Source organism: Allobosea sp. P4_E12 (assembly GCF_056401655.1).
The window spans coordinates 239,840-258,325 of the sequence record NZ_JBFUIY010000005.1 but is presented as its reverse complement, the minus strand read 5'-3'; the positions used below and the strand labels follow the sequence as shown (position 1 = coordinate 258,325).

General features: G+C 64.9%; 19 protein-coding genes. 10 read left to right on the top strand and 9 right to left on the bottom strand.

The window, feature by feature from the left end; all coding sequences use genetic code 11:
* Positions 1-9: 9 nt before the first annotated feature.
* A complete protein-coding gene (locus tag AC1DW9_RS08510; RefSeq protein WP_141740062.1) occupies positions 10-273 on the bottom strand; it encodes a hypothetical protein in 264 nt (87 codons plus the stop codon).
* A 115-nt stretch (positions 274-388) separates the two neighbouring features.
* Between AC1DW9_RS08510 and AC1DW9_RS08505 the strand changes: the two genes are divergently transcribed.
* The 8 genes from AC1DW9_RS08505 (at position 389) to AC1DW9_RS08470 (ending at position 5,992) form a co-directional block, all read left to right on the top strand.
* Positions 389-535 (top strand): hypothetical protein, encoded by a 147-nt coding sequence (locus tag AC1DW9_RS08505; protein WP_441504308.1) that lies wholly within the window; start codon positions 389-391, stop codon positions 533-535.
* A gap of 15 nt (positions 536-550) precedes the next feature.
* A complete protein-coding gene (gene aztA, locus AC1DW9_RS08500; protein ID WP_476775344.1) occupies positions 551-1,285 on the top strand; it encodes a zinc ABC transporter ATP-binding protein AztA in 735 nt (244 codons plus the stop codon).
* 24 nt (positions 1,286-1,309) lie between these two features.
* Entirely contained in the window at positions 1,310-2,185 is an 876-nt protein-coding gene (locus AC1DW9_RS08495; RefSeq protein WP_441487868.1) for a metal ABC transporter permease, read from the top strand.
* 37 nt (positions 2,186-2,222) lie between these two features.
* Complete coding sequence (locus AC1DW9_RS08490) at positions 2,223-3,164, top strand: metal ABC transporter substrate-binding protein (RefSeq protein ID WP_476775343.1); 942 nt, start codon at positions 2,223-2,225, stop codon at positions 3,162-3,164.
* 42 nt (positions 3,165-3,206) lie between these two features.
* A complete protein-coding gene (locus AC1DW9_RS08485; RefSeq protein ID WP_069879062.1) occupies positions 3,207-4,169 on the top strand; it encodes a CobW family GTP-binding protein in 963 nt (320 codons plus the stop codon).
* 14 nt (positions 4,170-4,183) lie between these two features.
* Positions 4,184-5,191 carry a WD40 repeat domain-containing protein gene (locus AC1DW9_RS08480; RefSeq protein ID WP_476775341.1) on the top strand — a complete coding sequence of 336 codons (1,008 nt, stop codon included), beginning with the start codon at positions 4,184-4,186 and terminating at the stop codon, positions 5,189-5,191.
* A 3-nt stretch (positions 5,192-5,194) separates the two neighbouring features.
* Positions 5,195-5,479, top strand: a complete 285-nt coding sequence (locus AC1DW9_RS08475; RefSeq protein ID WP_476775340.1) for a hypothetical protein — start codon at positions 5,195-5,197, stop codon at positions 5,477-5,479.
* Between the two features lie 84 nt (positions 5,480-5,563).
* Positions 5,564-5,992, top strand: coding sequence for a GNAT family acetyltransferase (locus AC1DW9_RS08470; protein ID WP_441487864.1), 429 nt, complete (start codon positions 5,564-5,566; stop codon positions 5,990-5,992).
* A 19-nt stretch (positions 5,993-6,011) separates the two neighbouring features.
* On the opposite strand, the gene mutT is transcribed toward AC1DW9_RS08470, so the two are convergent.
* The 4 genes from mutT to AC1DW9_RS08450 form a co-directional block, all read right to left on the bottom strand.
* The gene (gene mutT, locus AC1DW9_RS08465; protein WP_069879059.1) at positions 6,012-6,416 is read right to left on the bottom strand and encodes an 8-oxo-dGTP diphosphatase MutT; all 405 of its coding nucleotides are present in this window, start codon (positions 6,414-6,416) and stop codon (positions 6,012-6,014) included.
* A 173-nt stretch (positions 6,417-6,589) separates the two neighbouring features.
* Positions 6,590-7,516: a DMT family transporter gene (locus tag AC1DW9_RS08460; RefSeq protein ID WP_441504303.1), complete on the bottom strand. Its 927-nt coding sequence runs from the start codon at positions 7,514-7,516 to the stop codon at positions 6,590-6,592.
* Positions 7,497-8,747, bottom strand: coding sequence for a bifunctional glutamate N-acetyltransferase/amino-acid acetyltransferase ArgJ (gene argJ, locus AC1DW9_RS08455; RefSeq protein ID WP_441487862.1), 1,251 nt, complete (start codon positions 8,745-8,747; stop codon positions 7,497-7,499). The genes AC1DW9_RS08460 and argJ overlap by 20 nt, the downstream gene beginning before the upstream one ends.
* A gap of 170 nt (positions 8,748-8,917) precedes the next feature.
* Positions 8,918-9,778 (bottom strand): peptidylprolyl isomerase, encoded by an 861-nt coding sequence (locus AC1DW9_RS08450; RefSeq protein WP_441487861.1) that lies wholly within the window; start codon positions 9,776-9,778, stop codon positions 8,918-8,920.
* A 350-nt stretch (positions 9,779-10,128) separates the two neighbouring features.
* On the opposite strand from AC1DW9_RS08450, the gene secA reads away from it, so the two are divergent.
* Positions 10,129-12,906 (top strand): preprotein translocase subunit SecA, encoded by a 2,778-nt coding sequence (gene secA, locus AC1DW9_RS08445; RefSeq protein WP_476855069.1) that lies wholly within the window; start codon positions 10,129-10,131, stop codon positions 12,904-12,906.
* A gap of 87 nt (positions 12,907-12,993) precedes the next feature.
* Here secA and AC1DW9_RS08440 read toward each other — a convergent pair whose 3' ends face one another.
* From AC1DW9_RS08440 to AC1DW9_RS08425, 4 genes are all read right to left on the bottom strand, one after another.
* The gene (locus AC1DW9_RS08440; RefSeq protein ID WP_441487859.1) at positions 12,994-13,917 is read right to left on the bottom strand and encodes a TorF family putative porin; all 924 of its coding nucleotides are present in this window, start codon (positions 13,915-13,917) and stop codon (positions 12,994-12,996) included.
* A 226-nt stretch (positions 13,918-14,143) separates the two neighbouring features.
* Positions 14,144-15,571, bottom strand: coding sequence for a L,D-transpeptidase family protein (locus AC1DW9_RS08435; protein ID WP_476775338.1), 1,428 nt, complete (start codon positions 15,569-15,571; stop codon positions 14,144-14,146).
* Between the two features lie 168 nt (positions 15,572-15,739).
* Positions 15,740-16,693, bottom strand: coding sequence for an acetyl-CoA carboxylase carboxyltransferase subunit alpha (locus AC1DW9_RS08430; protein WP_441504299.1), 954 nt, complete (start codon positions 16,691-16,693; stop codon positions 15,740-15,742).
* 98 nt (positions 16,694-16,791) lie between these two features.
* On the bottom strand, positions 16,792-17,559 hold the full coding sequence (locus tag AC1DW9_RS08425; protein WP_441488330.1) for a class I SAM-dependent methyltransferase: 768 nt from the start codon (positions 17,557-17,559) through the stop codon (positions 16,792-16,794).
* Positions 17,560-17,718: 159 nt separating this feature from the next.
* Between AC1DW9_RS08425 and gloB the strand changes: the two genes are divergently transcribed.
* Positions 17,719-18,483 carry a hydroxyacylglutathione hydrolase gene (gene gloB, locus AC1DW9_RS08420; protein ID WP_441487856.1) on the top strand — a complete coding sequence of 255 codons (765 nt, stop codon included), beginning with the start codon at positions 17,719-17,721 and terminating at the stop codon, positions 18,481-18,483.
* The last annotated feature ends 3 nt before the right edge of the window (positions 18,484-18,486 follow it).

Here is an 18,486-nt window from a genome sequence, read left to right as displayed (position 1 = left end):
GGAACTGGTTCAGCCCTCCATCTGGCGTTTGCGCACCCGCTCCACTGACACGAACAGGGTATTGGCGGCGCCGGGCTCGACGTTGAACACGTCGAAACTCGGCGCATCCGGATGATCGGCCGGCATGTGCAGCGCCGCGGCCCCCTTGCGGCCGGCAAAGGCCATGATGCGGAAACTCAGCCCGTCAGGCAGGCCGATCTCGATCGCATCGGCCGGAATTTCCGTGACGACGCCGTCACGGACGGCTCTGAAGGTCACTCGGTCACCACTCACGCGCGCGCTCCGGTTCTGCTGCCATTGACCATGGTGGATAACGCCACGGCCGGAAGCCGACAACAATCGCGATCTCGCTTGCTCCGGAGATCGCGTAACATTATATCATTCACCCATGAGCCATTCGCACCGCCCCGCAGCCGCTGCCCTCTCGGAAGATCCGGGCTGGTCGCTGCTGCGCCTTTCGGCGGCGGGTCGGCTCGGGCTCGCGCTCGGCATCATCGCCTTGCTCTGGCTTGCCACATTTGCAGTCATCTCCTGACGAAAGCTGCCCTTCGTGCCCGCCATTCGCCTCGATGACCTCACGCTCGGGTATGACCGTCACCCGGCGGTTCATCACCTCTCCGGCGAAATCGCCGCCGGAAGCCTGACTGCGATCGTCGGACCGAATGGCGCCGGAAAATCGACGCTGCTGAAGGCCATTGCCGGTGCCTTGACCCCGCTCGACGGGCACCTGACTCTCGCCCGCGGCAAGCGCCTCGCCTATCTCCCGCAATCAGCGGAGCTCGATCGTTCCTTCCCAATCCATGTCTACGATCTCGTTGCCATGGGGCTGTGGGGCAAGGCCGGYATCTTCGGCCGCATCGGCTTTGGAGCGAGGACCAGGATCGAGGAAGCGATCGCCGCCGTCGGCCTGACCGGCTTCGAGCGCCGCCCCATCGGCAATCTCTCCGGCGGCCAGATGCAGCGCGCGCTCTTCGCCCGCCTGCTGCTGCAGGACGCCGATATCATTCTGCTCGACGAACCCTTCACCGCCATCGATGCTCGGACCACGGCCGATCTGCTCGCCTTGGTTCAACGCTGGCATGGCGAGGCGCGCACCGTGGTTGCCGTCCTCCACGATATCGAGACGGTGAAACGCGCCTTCCCCGAGACGCTGCTGCTGGCCCGGGAGGCTGTCGCCTGGGGCGCGACCAACGACGTCCTGACGCCTGAAAACCAGCTCAAGGCCCGGCGCATGGTCGAGGCTTTCGACAGCCATGCGCCCGCCTGCGACCGCGACGCGGCCTGAACCTTCCGCAAACCTGGCACGCCGATGCTCCACGATATTTTCATCGGCCCCTTCGCCGAATTCGACTTCATGCGCCGGGCCCTTGTCGGCGTCTTCGCGCTCGCCGTCTCCGGCGCGCCGATCGGCGTCTTCCTGATGCTGCGACGCATGAGCCTGACCGGCGACGCCATGGCACATGCGATCCTGCCCGGCGCTGCCATCGGCTATCTCGTCGCCGGGTTCTCGCTGCCAGCCATGACGATTGGCGGCCTCGTCGCCGGCTTTGCCGTCGCGCTGGCGGCCGGCGCGGTCGCCCGGCTGACCGTGATGAAGGAGGATGCCTCGCTTGCCGCCTTCTACCTGATCTCACTGGCGCTCGGCGTCACCATCGTCTCGCTGCGCGGCTCGGCGGTCGACCTTTTCCATGTCCTGTTCGGCAATGTGCTGGCGCTGGATGACGATGTGCTGGTGCTGCTTTCGAGTGTCGCGACACTGACCCTGGTCACGCTGGCCTTGGCCTATCGCCCTCTCGTGCTCGAATGCGTCGATCCGGGCTTCCTGCGCTCGGTCAGCCGCTCCGGCGGTGTCGTGCATCTCACCTTCCTTGGCCTCGTCGTGCTCAATCTGGTCGCCGGTTTCCATGCGCTCGGCACCCTGCTTGCGGTCGGCCTGATGATGCTGCCTGCTGCCGCAGCGCGCTTCTGGACAGCCGACATCACGCGACTGATCCTGCTCGCCTCCGGTTTCGGTATCCTGTCCGGCTATGCCGGGCTGGTTGTCTCATACTCGGCCGGCAGCAATCTTCCCGCGGGCCCAGCCGTCATCCTGTCCGCCGGCGCACTCTATCTCGGCTCACTCCTGTTCGGCACGCAGGGCGGGCTCGCACGCCGGCTCTTGCCTCGGTCCCATCTCCAACGTTAGTAATGTTATAGTGTTTCATTATTCGCTGGAGAGCCGCATGTTGAATCGTCGTTGCCTCATCGCCGGGCTCACCGCGGGACTGGCCCTCTCGGCCGCGCCGCTGATCGCGCGTGCCCAGGAGAAACTGCCGGTCGTTGCGAGCTTCTCGATCCTTGGCGACTTCGCCAGGGAGATCGGCGGCGAACGCGTCGCGGTGACGATTCTCGTCGGCCCTGATGGCGATGCGCATGTCTATTCGCCGACGCCGGCCGATGCGAAGAGCGTGGCGGCGGCGAAGCTGGTCCTGATCAACGGGCTCAAATTCGAAGGCTGGTTGTCCCGGCTGATCAAGTCCTCCGGCACGAGCGCAACCGTCGTGACGGCGACGCGGGCAATCTCTCCCCTGAAGCTGCAGGACGACGATCATGACCACGGCAAGTCGGGCGGCCATGATCATGCGGGCCGGGACGACCCTCATGCCTGGCAGAGCGTCGTCAACGCCAGGCTCTATGTCGCGAATATCCGCGATGCGCTGAGCGCGGCCGACCCTGCCGGCAAGGTGGCTTACGAGGCCAATGCCGCGGCCTATCTCGGCAAGCTCGATGGACTTCAAGGCGAGATCCAGGCTGCCGTAGCCCGCATCCCGGTCGACCGACGCAAGGCCATCACGTCGCACGATGCCTTTGGTTATTTCGTCAGGGCCTATGGCATTGAATTCGTGGCGCCACAGGGTGTTTCGACCGAGGCTGAAGCCTCGGCCAGGGACGTGGCGCGCATCATTCGCCAGGTTAAGGCGCAGAAAATTCCGGCGGTCTTCCTCGAGAATATCACCAATCCCCGGTTGATCGAGCAGATCGCGCGCGAAACCGGAGCCAAGATCGGCGGCCGGCTCTACTCCGATGCACTCTCGACCGCATCCGGCCCTGCCGGGACTTACATCGAGATGATGCGACACAATATAAGGCAGATCGAAAAGGCGCTCGGCACAGGCGCAGCGTAAGCTGCGCTGACGAGCGGCACTCGGCAGCAATCAGGTCGTCCCATGTCTGAAAAGATCCCCGTTACCGTGCTCACCGGCTATCTCGGAGCCGGCAAGACCACGCTCCTCAACCGCATCCTCACCGAAGACCACGGCAAGAAGTTCGCCGTGATCGTCAACGAGTTCGGCGAGGCCGGCATCGATGGCGACCTCGTCGTCGGCGCCGACGAGGAAGTCTTCGAGATGAACAACGGTTGCATCTGCTGCACCGTCCGCGGCGACCTGATCCGCATCCTCGACGGGCTGATGAAGCGCAAGGGCAAGTTCGACGCGATCATCGTCGAGACCACCGGCCTCGCCGACCCGGCCCCCGTCGCACAGACCTTCTTCGTCGACCAGGATGTCGGCGATGCGACCAAGCTCGACGCCGTCGTCACCGTGACCGACGCCAAATGGCTGAAGGACCGCCTGAAGGATGCTCCCGAGGCGAAGAACCAGATCGCCTTTGCCGACGTCATCATTCTCAACAAGACCGATCTGGTCACGGCCGAAGAACTGGCCGGGGTCGAGGCGGCGATCCGCGCGATCAACCCCTATGCCAAGCTGCACAAGGCGACCCGCTGCGACGTCGCGATCGACAAGCTGCTCGACCGCAACGCCTTCGATCTCGATCGGATTCTCGACATCGAGCCCGACTTTCTCGAGTCCGGCCATCACCATCATCATTCCGATGATGTGCGCTCGATGTCGTTCACGATCCCCGGCGATGTCGATCCCGACAAATTCATGCCGTGGATCAACGACATCTCTCAGGCGCAGGGTCCGAACATCCTGCGTTCCAAGGGCATCCTGTCCTTCAAGAACGAGCCGCGCCGCTTCGTTTTCCAGGGCGTGCACATGATTCTCGACGGCGATCTGCAGCGTGACTGGAAGGCAGACGAGAAGCGTGAATCGCGTCTCGTCTTCATCGGCCGCGATCTCGACGAGAACGAGTTGCGCAAGGGGTTTATGGCCTGCGCGGCGTGAGCTAAAGCCACGCCATGGACACGCAGACAAAACCCGTTTCGCTCCGCGAGCATGTCGTCCCGGTCACGGCCGGCGAGCATGTCGTCTCGGCTTCATGGCTCAAGCAGACGCTGGTGTTCGCGCTCGCCGACGGGCGCGTGCTGCGCTGGCGTGACGGTGAGGCCGAGAGCATTGACGCCCATGCTGGCGGTATCCTCTCCGCCTGCTCCGCTGGCGAGCGCCTGATCAGCGGCGGCGATGACGGACGTGTCGTCGCCACGGCGGCCGAGGGTGAGCCGGTCGAGATCTACCGTGATCCCAAGCGGCGCTGGATCGATGCCGTGACGTTCTCAGGCTCGGGTGCCATCGCCTGGAACACCGGAAAGACCGTCCATGCCCGCGACGACAAGGGCAAGCTCCGGTCCTTCGACTTCGCCTCGACGCCGCAGGGCCTCGTCTTTGCACCTAAGGGGTACAGGCTCGCCGTCGCGCAGATGAACGGCGTCTCGCTCTGGTATCCGAACACCGAAGCGAAGCCTGAATTCCTTGAATGGAAGGGGTCGCATCTCGACGTGACCTGGTCCGCCGACGGCCGCTTCGTCGTCTCGTCGATGCAGGAGAACGCGCTGCATGGCTGGCGCCTCGGCGACAAGCCGACGCATATGCGCATGACAGGCTATCCGGCAAAGCCACGCTCGCTGTCCTGGTCGCATGACGGGCTCTGGCTCGCCTCCAGCGGCGCGGATGCGGCCATCATCTGGCCCTTCCAGGGCGAAGGCCCGACGGGCAAGGCCCCGCGCGAGTGCGGCGCGCGCCATGCCAAGATCACCCGCGTCGCCTTCCACCCCAAGGCGCTCGTGCTGGCCGTCGGCTATGACGATGGCTGCATCCTGCTGGTCCGGCTGACCGATGCCTCCGAGCTGCTGGTGCGCCCTCCGCTCAAGGCCAGCGGTATCACGGCCTTCGCCTGGGACAAGCTTGGCAAGCGCCTCGCCTTCGGCGCCGAGGATGGTGCGGCCGGCATCCTGACCCTGCCGACCTGAGCGATGCGCTTCGGCCTCTTCGGCAAGGACCCTGCGGGCAAGGCCGTCGCTTCGGAAGCGGCCACCCGGATCAAGGCCGAGACCCGGGACCTCCTCGACCTGCCGGAGCGGGCCGCGATCGCCGTCAACGAGATCCTCTGTGCAGACCCCGCCTGCCCCGGCACCGAGACGGTGATCCTGGTGATGAACCCCGGTGAGAAGACCAGGGCCTACAAGGCGCAGATGCCAATGGCGGAGCTGACGCGGGAGGCCTTGATCGTGACGTTGGAATTGGTCGCGGATCGCTAAAGCATCGGCCCGAAAAGTGGATTGCGGTTTTCCGGAAAGCCGATGCAGACACGAGAGCCAAGTGCCTGAACCGAGGGGTAGCGCGTGACGGACTCACTCTTGATCCGCGATATCGGCGATGATGACGTCGAACAGGTCAGCGCTCTCTGGCGCGCCGCCGGCGTCGCGCGCCCCTGGAACGACCCTGAAACCGATATCGCCTTTGCTCGCCGTGATTCGCACTCGACCGTCCTGGTCGCAGTGCTGGACGGCACGATCGTCGCAACGGTGATGGTCGGCGAGGATGGACATCGCGGCTGGGTCTACTACGTCGCGGCTGATCCGGAGCATCAGGGCCAGGGCCTTGGCCGCCGCATCATGGACGCGGCCGAGCACTGGCTCGCCGAACGTGGGGTGTGGAAGCTGAACCTGCTCGTCCGCGGCGACAACGCCAGGGTCAAGCAGTTCTACGAGCACCTCGGCTATACCGACACGCAGTCGACCTGTTTCCAGAAGGTCCTCTCCCGGGCCTGAAGCGGCCTCGAACAGCCCGTCACGCCCCCAAGAGATCGATCAGGTGCGGGATCAGCGGCTCGTCGGCCGGCGGCATGGCGAGATCCCGCAGCTTGCCGGGCCGCACCCATTTCAGCGCCTGACCTTCTGCCGAGACGACCGCACCTTCCCAACGCCGGCAGATATAGAGCGGCATCAGCAGGTGGAATTCCGGATAGGCGTAGCTCGCGAAGGTCAGGGGCGCCAGGCAGTCCTCTTTCACGCTGATGCCGAGTTCCTCAGACAGCTCGCGGATCAGCGCCGGCTCCGGCCGCTCCCCCGCTTCGAGCTTGCCGCCGGGGAATTCCCACAGTCCGGCAAGCGACTTGCCCTCCGGACGCTGCGTGACGAGAACGCGGTTGTCGGTATCGATCAGTGCACAGGCAACAACGAGAAGCAGTTTCACGAAGGCTCAGGTCCCCGGAGAGGAGGTGATGGCTCACGCTCCTTACCGTCAACGGTGGCCGCGTCATAGGCCGAACCGTCTGTTCCGGTGAGCGCATCCGCCTCGCGGCCGGATCTCCTTCGCGAGGACGCTCGGCCCCGAGGAGCAAGGCAAGCGCCGCCCCCGGGTGCGGCTCAGGCCTCCCTCACCCGTCGTGCCGTCGAGACCAGAAACACCCCGACGAGGATGATGCAGCCCCCGACGAGCTGCCGCAGCTCCAGTGTTTCACCAAGGATGAGCACACCCATGACGGTCGCGACGGTGGGAACGAGATAGCCGGTCATCGCCGCCCGCGTCGGCCCCGCCGCACGGATCAGCTTCATGAAGATCGCCATCGGGACCGCCGTCGAGGCGACTCCGAGCGCTAGCATGACAGGCAGGTGATTCTGGATCGGAAGCAGTCCGGCGGGCCCGATGAAGACGAGTGTCAGCCCAAGCGCGACAATCCCGGAGACGACCTGCTGGCCGAGCGCGAGGCGCGCGGGATTTCCGGCCGGGGCAGGCACGGCACGGACATAGAGATTCCCGGCAGCATAGGCCAGCATCACACCGACCATGGCGGCGACGCCATAGGCAGTCGCGCCGCCTGCGACCAGGCGTGGGCCGATCAGGATCGCGACGCCGACCATCCCGAGCAGGACGCCAAGGACACGGCGGCCGGAAAGCCGCTCCTCCGCAAAGAGAAAATGCGCGAAGATCGCGGTCACCAGCGGACCGGCGGCCTGGATCATCGCGGCAGGCCCGCTGGCGAGCTGCGTCAGCGCATAGGCGACGAGCACATTCGGCACCCAGCCATTGGTGGTGCCGAGCACGAGCCAGTGCCGGAGTTCATGCCGCCGGGGCAATGGGCTCTGCCCGAGAAAGCTCACCCAAAGGGCCAGCGCTGTCGCCCCGAGCAGACCGCGCCCCGCCGCGACGGCCAGCGGCGGCACCTCGCCGCTCATCAGCTTGATGAGCAGGAAGCTGCAGCCCCAGAAGAACGAGCAGAGGAACAGATTGCCGACGATGAAGCTCCGGCTGGGTTCAGCCGGAGCGGTCGCCTCAGGAGCGATAATCGCCATTGATCTCGACATAGGCCTTGGTGAGATCGCAGGTCCAGACGGTGGACTTGCCCCGGCCCAGCCCGAGATCGGCCGTGATGACGATGTCGTCGCCCTTCATGTAGTCGGAGACGGCGGTCTCGTCATAGGACGGCGCACGGGCGCCCTGCTTCGCGACCGTGATGTCGCCGAAGGAGATGTCGAGCCTGTCGCGATCGGCCGGCTCGCCGGCCTTGCCGACGGCCATGACGACGCGGCCCCAATTGGCGTCCTCGCCGGCGATCGCCGTCTTGACCAGCGGCGAATTCGCGATCGAGAGCGCAACGCGCTTGGCAGAGCGCGCGGAGGTGGCACCGGTGACCCGCACCTCGACGAATTTCCGCGCACCTTCGCCGTCCTTGCAGACGAGATGGGACAGCTCGAGAAGCAATGCATTGAGCGCACGCTTGAAGCCGGAGAGGCGTGCATCATTGACCTCGGTGATCTCCGGCACGCCGCGCGCCGCCGCCTTCCCCGTGGCGAACAGCATCAGCGTGTCGGAGGTCGAGGTGTCGCTGTCGACCGTGACGGCATTGAACGAACCCTTGACGCCCTTGGAGAGCAGCGCCTGCAACACCGGCGCGGCAATCGGCGCGTCGGTGAAGACGAAGGAGAGCATCGTCGCCATGTCGGGCGCGATCATGCCGGCGCCCTTGGCAATGCCGGCGATGACCACCTCATGCCCGTCGATCTTCGCCTTACGCGAGAGCGCCTTGGGGAAGGTGTCGGTGGTCATGATCGCCTTGGCCGCATCGATCCACGGGCCGTCCGCCGCGCGGGAGGCGCAGTCCTTCAGGACGCCCTCGAACTTCGTCGCATCCAGCGGCTCGCCGATCACGCCTGTGGAGGCGATGAAAACCTCCTGCGGCTTGCAGCCGGCCGCCTTGGCGGCGATCTCGGCGGTCAGCTTGACGGAATCGCGGCCCTTGAGGCCGGTAAAGGCATTGGCGTTGCCGGAATTGACGACGATCGCCCGCGCCTTGCCTTGCGCCAGGTTCTCCCGGCACCAGTCGACCGGCGCGGAGGGGCATTTCGAGCGGGTGAAGACACCGGCGGCCTGCGTACCCTCGTCGAGCAGCATGAAGACCACATCCGTTCGCCCCTTGTAGCGAATGCCCGCTTCGGCGGTGGCAAAGCGCACGCCCGGCACAGCCGGGACCTTGGGCTGGCGTTTCGGCGCGAGCGGGGAAACGGGAACATCCTTGCCAGCCATCGAAGCATCTCCTGAAACGAGGCGTCCGATTTGCCGCAGCAGCGGACGGAAGACAAGAGTTGGAAATGCAGAGCCCAAACGCATGATGCCCGGGTTTGCCCCGGGCATCATGTCGTAATTCTCCCTGAAATTCCCGGGCCAGGCCCGGGAACGGAGCAACGATCAGCCGTTCAGGGCTTCTTCGGCTCGGCCGGCTTGTCCGCGGGCTTCTCGGCTGGCTTGTCCAGCCGCTCGACCTTGGCCTTCTCGCGCATCGCCAGCACGATGTCCTGCTGGGCCTTGCGCTCGAGATACTGGTCGATCTGCGGCTTGACATCCTCGAACTTGGGCAGCGGCTTGGAGCGCTTGTCCTCGACCTTGATGACATGCCAGCCAAACTGGCTCTGCACCGGCTCCGAGATCTGTCCCTTCTCGAGCTTGAAGGCAGCCTCCGAGAACTGCGGAACCATGCGCTCCTTCGTGAACCAGCCGAGATCGCCGCCTTCCTTGCCCGAACCAGGATCCTTGGAGAGCTCGGCTGCGACCTTGGCGAAATCCTCGCCCTTCTTCACCCGTGCCGCAGCGTCCTTGGCCTTGGCTTCATCCTCGACCAGGATGTGGCGCGCATGCACCTCTTCCTCGGGCGCCATGGCCTTGACGGTATCTTCGAAGAGCTTCTTCGCCGCTTCCGGCGTCGCAGCCTTCTTGGCCTCGCGCGTCAGATACTCGTCGAGCAGCACCTTCTCGCGGTAATAGGCGAGGCGCGACGCGAAATCCGGCCCTTCCGCGATCTTGGCTGCTACGGCAGCCTTGGCCCCAAGCTTGAGGTCGACGAGGTAGTTGATCACCTCGTCGCGCTTGCGGTCTTCGGGGAGCTGCGCGAGGCGTTCGCCCAGATCTTCGCTGGCAAGCGTCATGTCGCGCTCGGTGATCGCGATTCCGTCGACCTTGGCCACGACCTTGTCCGCCTGAGCGAAGGCCGGCAGGGCAAGCATCGGTGCGCCGGCCAATGCAAGCCCAAGCGGCAGCATGGCGAAACGGGACAATTTCATCGGGACGGCCTTTCGCTGATGTCCAGAATAATGCTGGCGCTCCACTGCCAGTTGAACACGGCGAAGGCAAGGCGATTGAGCCACTTAGAGGTTGCCTGAAGATTGCTTTTCGGTAATCCGCAGGCGCTTTTTACATCCCCGCCACCGATCCCCTTGGCACCTGCGGTGCAAAACCCCACATCCCGGCGAGCGATGCCTCACGATCAGCGCGCCGGCTCCGGCAAAAGCGACGCTGGACCCCGCACCCGCACGCGTCTAAACACGCGGTCGAATTGAGATAATCCGGCTTCCGTCGGCGCAGGATGATGACCATGCGCCGCCGCGAGCCAGGCACCGAAAGAAGGCCAGACATGCTTGGCGCGCTCGCAAAGAAACTCTTCGGCTCGTCGAATGACCGGCGCGTCAAGGGCTATGCCCCTCGCGTCGCTGCGATCAATGCCCTCGAAAAGGAAGTCGCCGCCCTCAGCGATGAGGCGCTGCAGGCCCGTACTCAGGAATTCCGCCAGCAATTGGCGAACGGCGCCAAGCTCGACGATCTGCTCGTGCCGGCCTTCGCAACCGTGCGCGAAGCTGCCAAGCGCGTGCTCGGCCAGCGGCCCTACGATGTCCAGCTCATCGGCGGTATCGTGCTGCACGAGGGTGCGATCTCGGAAATGAAGACCGGCGAAGGCAAGACGCTGGTCGCGACGCTGCCGACCTATCTCAACGCGCTTGAAGGCAAGGGCGTCCATGTCGTCACGGTCAACGACTACCTCGCCCGCCGCGACGCCGAATGGATGGGCAAGCTCTACAACTTCCTCGGCCTGACCACCGGCATCATCGTCCACGGCATCGATGACGACGAGCGCCAGCGCGCCTATGCCAGCGACATCACCTACGGCACCAACAACGAATTCGGCTTCGACTATCTGCGCGACAACATGAAATACGACGTCGCGCAGATGTCGCAGCGCGGCCACCATTTCGCGATCGTCGACGAGGTCGATTCGATCCTGGTCGACGAAGCCCGCACGCCGCTGATCATTTCCGGCCCGCTCGACGACAAGTCCGATCTTTATGTCATGATCGACAAGCTCATCCCCTCGCTGGTCAAGACCGATTTCGAAGTCGATGAGAAGCAGCGCGCCGTCTCCCTGACCGAGGCCGGCAACGAGCATATCGAGGAGCTGCTGCGCCAGGCCGATCTGCTCAAGGAAGGCGATCTCTACGACGCGGCCAACGTCACATTGGTCCATCACGTCAACCAGGCCCTGCGCGCCCACTCGCTGTTCACCCGCGACAAGGATTATATCGTCCGCAACGACGAAGTCGTGATCATCGATGAGTTCACCGGCCGCATGATGCCCGGCCGGCGCTACTCCGAGGGCCTGCACCAGGCCCTGGAGGCCAAGGAGCACGTCACGGTCCAGCCCGAGAACGCGACGCTCGCCTCCATCACCTTCCAGAACTATTTCCGGCTCTATTCGAAGCTCGCCGGCATGACCGGTACGGCCTCGACGGAAGCTGACGAGTTCTTCCAGATCTACAAGCTGGAAGTGCTCGAGATCCCGACCAACGTCCCCGTCGCGCGCCTCGATGAGGATGACGAGGTCTATCGCACCTTCGAGGAAAAGGTCCGTGGCGTTATCCGCGAAATCAAGGCCTCGCAGGACAATGGCCAGCCCATGCTGGTCGGCACCACGTCGATCGAGCGCTCCGAGCTCGTCGCCGAAATGCTGAGCAAGGAAGGCTTCAAGCAGATCGATTTCAGCGCTCCGAACGCTTTGGAGCCGATCTATGAGGCCGCCCGCCAGGGCAAGCCATCCAAGTATTTCGCCGTGCTGAACGCCCGCTTCCACGAGCAGGAAGCCTATATCGTCGCCCAGGCCGGCGCCCCAGGGGCGATCACCRTCGCCACCAACATGGCCGGYCGWGGCACYGACATCMWGCTCGGCGGCAATGCCGAGATGCGGATCCAGCACGATCTGCGCGACATGCCCGAAGGGCCCGAGCGTGACGAGAAGGCCAAGGCGATCCGCGCCGAGGTCGCCGACTTCAAGCAGCGCGTGCTCAAGGCCGGCGGACTCTACATCGTCGGCACCGAGCGCCATGAAAGCCGGCGCATCGACAACCAGCTCCGTGGCCGTGCCGGCCGCCAGGGTGACCCGGGCCGCTCGAAATTCTTCCTGTCGCTGCAGGACGATCTGATGCGGATCTTCGGCTCCGACCGCATGGACGGAATGCTGCAGAAGCTCGGCCTCAAGGAGGACGAGGCCATCGTCCATCCCTGGATCAACAAGGCCGTCGAGAAGGCGCAGGGCAAGGTCGAGGCGCGCAACTTCGACATCCGCAAGAACATCCTGAAATACGACGACGTCATGAACGACCAACGCAAGGTCGTCTTCGAGCAGCGCCGCGATTTCATGCGCCAGGCGAGCGTGCGCGAGACCATCGACGACATGCGCCACGGCGTCGTCGAGGACGTCGTAACCCGCCGCATCCCCGAAGAGGCCTATGCAGAGCAGTGGGATGCTGCTGGCCTGCGCGAAGACGTCCATAACTTCCTCAATCTCGATTTGCCGATCGAGGACTGGGCCAAGGAGGAAGGCATCGCCGACGCGGAACTCCGCGAACGCATCCGCACCCAGGCCGACCTGGCCTATGCCGAGCGCATCGCCCGCAACACCGAAGAGGTCATGACCTATGTCGAGAAGCAGGTGCTGCTGCAGACGCTCGACCATCTCTGGCGCGAGCATCTCGTCACGCTCGACCATCTCCGCCAGGTTGTCGGCTGGCGCGGCTATGCCCAGCGCGACCCGCTGAACGAGTACAAGCAGGAAGCCTTCGAGCTCTTCGACGGGTTGATCGGCCATCTGCGCGAGCAGGTCACCGGCAACCTGATGCGCATCGAGGTCCGCTTCGATCAGCCGGAGGATGGCATCCTGCCACCCCAGGATACCCTGCCTGCTCCCGCCTTCGGCGATTACGGCGGCAGCGGCCTGCAATATGCCGCAGTCGAAGAGGGCGAGGTCGCGGTTGTGGACCGTGACCCGACCGATCCATCGAGCTGGGGCAAGGTCGGCCGCAACGAGCCCTGCCCGTGCGGCTCCGGCAAGAAGTTCAAGCACTGCCACGGGCAGTTCGCCTGACACCCCGGTGGCCTCAAGCTTCGGAATATGAAAAAGGGCCGCTCTCACGAGCGGCCCTCTTCGTTTGTCCTGCATGATCGCGCGGCGTCACTTCGGCGCGAAGACCCCGACGCTGCTGGCCGTGATGTCGAAGGAGAGCGTCCCGACTACGGTCGGGTTGCACCAGTTCGAGCTATAGCCGCCTCCCGCGTTGCCTCGGGTGATCCCGCGCGGATCGGAGGTCAGCAGGAAGCAGTTGGCCTTGGACAGGTTGGTGTCGTGATAGCGCAGATCGGCGGTCAGGTTCTTGTAGGTGTAGGACAGGCCGGCATTCCAGTAATTGTAGTCGGGCAGCCGGATCGGCGTCGGGAACGCGATGTTGGTGCTGGTGGTGCCGAGCCAGTAGCGGCCGAACTCTCCAGAGACCGAGAGACCCTCGAGGAAGGGCAGATTGTACTTGGCCGTCAGCGAAGCGTAGGTGCCCGTTGCGCCCGTGCCGAGCCAGTCCCAGGCATAGAAGACATTGGCGCCGAGCGTGGCCTTGTCCTCCCAGTTATAGGAGACCTTGCCGGCAAGCTCGGTGAAATCGGTATTGCGCGGCGTCCAGATCACGCCGAGCCCGTCGATGAAGCGCTTCTCATTCGGATAATAATATTGGATCACGCCCAGGTCGAAGGTGACCGGGCCGAATTTCGGACGGATACCGCCATAGAAGTCGATCTCGGCGGGCGGGCTGGTCGCGAGATCGACATTGGCACCGAAGACGCCGAGATAGAACAGGTTGTCATAGAACTGCAGCTCCACCGAGCCTTGGGCGCCGGGCTTGCGGTCCGTCTGCGAGATGCCGCGGAAAACGTAGTCGGTCACGCCCTTGATGCTGACCGCAGCATCGATCCAGGTGATGCTCGGCGGAACCGGTGCCGGCGGCGGACCCTTCTTGCTTGGCAGGTCGGATGCCTGGGCCGCACCAGCAAACATGGCGAGCGACAGCGCCGCGCCAGTCGCCGGAAGACGTATCAGATCGAGAACCATCAGTAGCTCCGTCAAAAGACAGAAACCGCGCGCGAATTGCCGCGTTTCTGCCCCAATCAGGCCGATGGAACCGGATTCTCAGCAAGACGAGCTTTTTGGCATCCTGCACAGGAAAATCGCAGAAGCCGCCTGTCGGGCGGCATCTGCGCTGTCAAAATGAGCTTCTGCGAGGAAGTCAGGATCTGGTGATATTTTTGTCACGCATCGAATGCGCGACAAAGGAGACTCAACGGGTCGCGGACTGGCTCGAATAGGCAGCGTTCGACTGGTCGAGTTGCGTCGTGCGCAGCGTGTCTGCCCGACGCGGCGGCAGCGGCGTGCGCACATTGGTCGGCTTCGCCGGAACGACGGAAGCGACTGGCGCGGCCACAGGCGCCTCCACAGGCTGCGCCGAGCCTCCGATCAAGGGCACGAAGCTCAGCGCACGCTGATAGAAGGGGCGGTTATCAGCGACGGTGCCCACGGCAGGGGCCGCCGGCACCGCGCTGGCAACGACTGGCACCTGCTGGGCAGCACCCGGCAGGACCTTGGCCACCTGGGTCGCGGCAACAGCCGCGGCCGGCGCAGCGGCGGGCTTGACCACCACAGCGGGAGCAGCAGCCGGCGTCGCCACTTCGGCCGGCGCGGCGGCAACTGCCGCGAGGACAGCCTCATTATCGGCCGAAACCGCACGCACCGTCGCCTTGGTCCGTCCCTTGTCGTCCAGCACGACGACGCGCGGGCCAACGGTCAGCGCGTCCGGGCGGCTGATGCCGACGTCCCGCGAAGCCCAGGATGCCGACCTGTTCAGCGAATCGGACCCACCCGTGACGAGCGTCTGCTTGAAGGAACTGTGCTGGTCTCCGTCATCATAGATCAGCTTCACCGCCGGCGTGCCCTTCGCCACCAGCGCCGCAACCTGGACCTCGTCCTGCTGGCGCTTCTGCGCCACGGCCCCGCCCAAATTGCCGCCGTTGAAGACGTAGCGGCCGCCACTGACACCGACGCTCGGCTCGTCCTTGGCGACCTCGAAATAGTCCGAGCCTTCCTTCAGGTTCTTCCAGAAGGCGATATTGGGGTCGAGCCGGTGCTTGGCGAGGTTTTCCGGCGTCATCCGGAAGGGGAAGGCCTGCATCTGCACGGACTTCTGGCCGGCGCCCTGTGCTTCGCGCACCAGCGCATAGATCTCGCCGATCTGATCGTCGGTCATCGAATAGCAGCCCGCCGAGGAGCAGGCGCCATGAACCATCAAATGCGCGCCGGTGCGCCCATGGGACCGGTCATAGGCATTGGGATAGCCCATGTTGAACGAGACATAATAGGACGAATTCGGGTTCATCTGCCCCGGGGAGATGGCATAGAAGCCCTCCGGCGCCATGCGATCGCCTTCGCGGACCTTCGGACCGAGCTGGCCGGACCAGCGGCACATCGGGAAGGTCTTCAGCAACTCGTAGCGGCCATCGCCCTTGCGCTTCCAGACCTCGAGCTCCGACTCCTTCTTGTAGGAGCGGATCAGGATCGGCTGATCCTTGCTCATGCCCTTCTCGGACATCAGCGCATAGGTCGCCGATGGGATCGGGATGTTATGGCGCGCAGAGCCGCGATACCGCTCCTCTTCGCAGGCGCCCAGGGTCAAAGCAACGAGCGCCACGAGGGCGATGTGTCTTGCTGCCACGTCGTCGATCCCATTGATCAAGCGGTCGTCGCCGACCTTCTATGCTCAAGACGGCAAAATCGTGCCGCTCATCATGGTTGTGAAGCGTTAGGCTTGACCGTTCCTTACCACAAGGGGGTCAGATCTGGCCATACGGTAAAGGAAGCGTAAACAGCGGGATTGCGAAGCTCAAAGGCTGCGGCCGATCGCGAGGAATTTCTCCTCGCGCTGGGCGACGACCTGCTCGGCCGAGAGGCCCGCGAGATCGGACAGGGCAGCTGCGATCGCATCGCCAGCGCGCGAAATCGCCATCTCGGGATCGCGATGCGCCCCTCCGGTGGGCTCGCTGACGATCCGGTCGATAATGCCGAACTTCAGCAGGTCCTGCGCCGTGATCTTCATGCCGGTCGCGGCGTCCTGCGCGCGTGCCGTATCGCGCCAGAGAATCGAGGCAGCGCCCTCCGGCGAGATCACCGAATAGATCGCATGTTCCATCATCATCACGCGGCTCGCGGCAGCGATGGCGATGGCGCCGCCTGATCCGCCCTCGCCGATCACCAGCGCGACGCTCGGGCTGCGCAGACCGAGCCATGCCTCGGTCGAGCGCGCAATCGCTTCCGCCTGCCCGCGCTCCTCGGCCTCGATCCCCGGATAGGCACCGGCGGTGTCGACGAAGCTCAGAACCGGCAGGCCGAAACGGTCGGCGAGCTCGGCCAGACGAACGGCCTTGCGATAGCCCTCAGGCTTCGGCATGCCGAAATTGTGCCGGATGCGGGTCTCGGTGCTGTTGCCCTTCTCCTGCCCCATCACGCAGACCGGCTGGCCGCGGAAGCGCCCGAAACCGCCGACGATCGCCTCGTCCTCGCCGAAGGCGCGGTCGCCCGCAAGCGGCGTGAATTCGGTGATCAGCGCCGCACAGTAATCGATGAAATGCGGCCGCTGCGGATGCCGGGCGACCAGCGTCTTCTGCCAGGGCGTCAGGGCGCCATAGAGGTCCTTGAGCGCCTGGTTTGCCTTGGCATCGAGCTTTCCGATTTCCTCGGACAGAGAATAGCCGTCCCCCTTTGCATCCAGGGCACGCAATTCATCCGCCTTCGCCTCAAGCTCGGCGACCGGTTTCTCGAAATCAAGATAGCTACGCATTGTGATCCAGTTCTGGGGCGGGGCCGTCGATCCGCAGGGGGAGACGGAAGACCGGGGCCCGAAAAGCGGCGGACCTTGGCCGTGCCACGCTGTGATTGTCAACCCGCCGGGCGCTTGTCCGGCGTTTCGCCCAATCGTGGCGTCGGGGTGGGCTGGGGCAGCAGGACGGGACGAAAGGCAAAACTGCGCCGCGTCGCACGCAGCGGCGCCCGGCGATAGAACTGCTTGGTCGCATCGATGACATGGACGCCAGCGAAGGGCAGCGACAGCCCCGAGCCAACCCGCTCCCAGGCTGGGGCGGAGCGCATGAACAGCTTGCGTTTGAGCGGGGGCACATAGAGCGCCTCGGCCCAGTTCTCCGGAGCGAAAGTCGCGCCGCGCATCAGCGATTCGAGCTGTGAGCGGCTGAACGGGCGGCCGTGACCGAAGGGCGTTCCGTCCATCCGGGCCCAGAGCCCACGGCGATTGGGCGCGACGACGAGCATGCGGCCACCGGGACTGAGCACGCGCGCCACCTCGTCGAGCAGGTCGTCGGGGCTCTCTGTCTCCTCAAGAGCATGAACCAGCACGACCCTATCGACCGAGGCTGTCGGCAAGGGCAGCAGCGTCGGCTCGACCAAGGCCGAGGCCGAGAGACCTTCCGACGGCCAGTTCACCACGCCTTGCGCCGCCGGCATGAAGGCGAGCACGCGCTCGGCATTGGCGCCAAGCACCGTCAGGTAGGGGGTGCAGAAACCCAGGCCGAGCAGGCGCTGGCGTCCGCAATCCGGCCAGAAACGCAGCATCGCCCGGCCGATGAAGCGCCGGGCGACATGGCCGAGGGGACTGGCATAGAAGGCGCGAAGGTCGACGACGTCGAGAGCCATGAACATGAAATGGACCGGCGGTGGCGCCGACGCAAGGGCACCGGGTTCTGCTCGGGCAGCACACGGCCATGCTTGATCGCGTGCCGGTCATGCCCCAATTCATGATGCGCTGATCGCCTCCCGGCGGTTATCCTTCGCTTCCCGCGCCAGGAGCCTTCCATGTCCCTCGACATCCATATCTTCCGCACGCTGAGCGACAATGCCGGCGCCTTGATTCGCGATCCCGCGACCCATGCCTGCGCGGCGGTCGACGTCCCCGACGCAAAGGAGGTGCTGGCCGCAGCCGAGGAGAAGGGCTGGGCCATCTCCGACATCTTCATCACCCATTCCCATTTCGACCATGTCCAGGGCGTCGCCGCGCTCAAGCAAGCCACGGGCGCGACAGTCTACGGCCCCGCGGACGCCCGGGACGCTGCCCCCGTCGACACCGTCGTCGGCGAAGGCGATCGGGTTCCACTCGGAGGCTTCGTCTTCGACGTCTGGCACACGCCCGGCCACGCCGATGGGCATCTGACCTTTGTCGGCGAGCAGACCCGGCTCGCGCTCGTAGGCGATGTCGTCTTCGTCATGGGTTGCGGACGCGTTCAGCCCGGGCAGTTGCCCGCCATGTGGACGTCGCTGTCGCGGATCATGACCCTGCCCGACGACACCCAGCTGATCACGGGGCACGACTACACCCTCGCCAACGCCCGTTTCGCGGTGTCCGTGGATCCCGCCAATGCCGTGCTGAAGACCAGGCTCGCCGAGGCCGAAGCGGCCAAGGCGGCCGGGCGGTTCTGGGCGCTGACCACGATCGGCGAGGAAAAGGCCACCAACCCCTTCTTCCGCGCCGGACAAGCCGCGCTCGCAACCTCTGCCGGCCTTGCCGGGGGTGAACCCGGCAAGGTCTTCGCCGCCCTTCGTGAAGCCAAGAACAGGTTCTGAGCG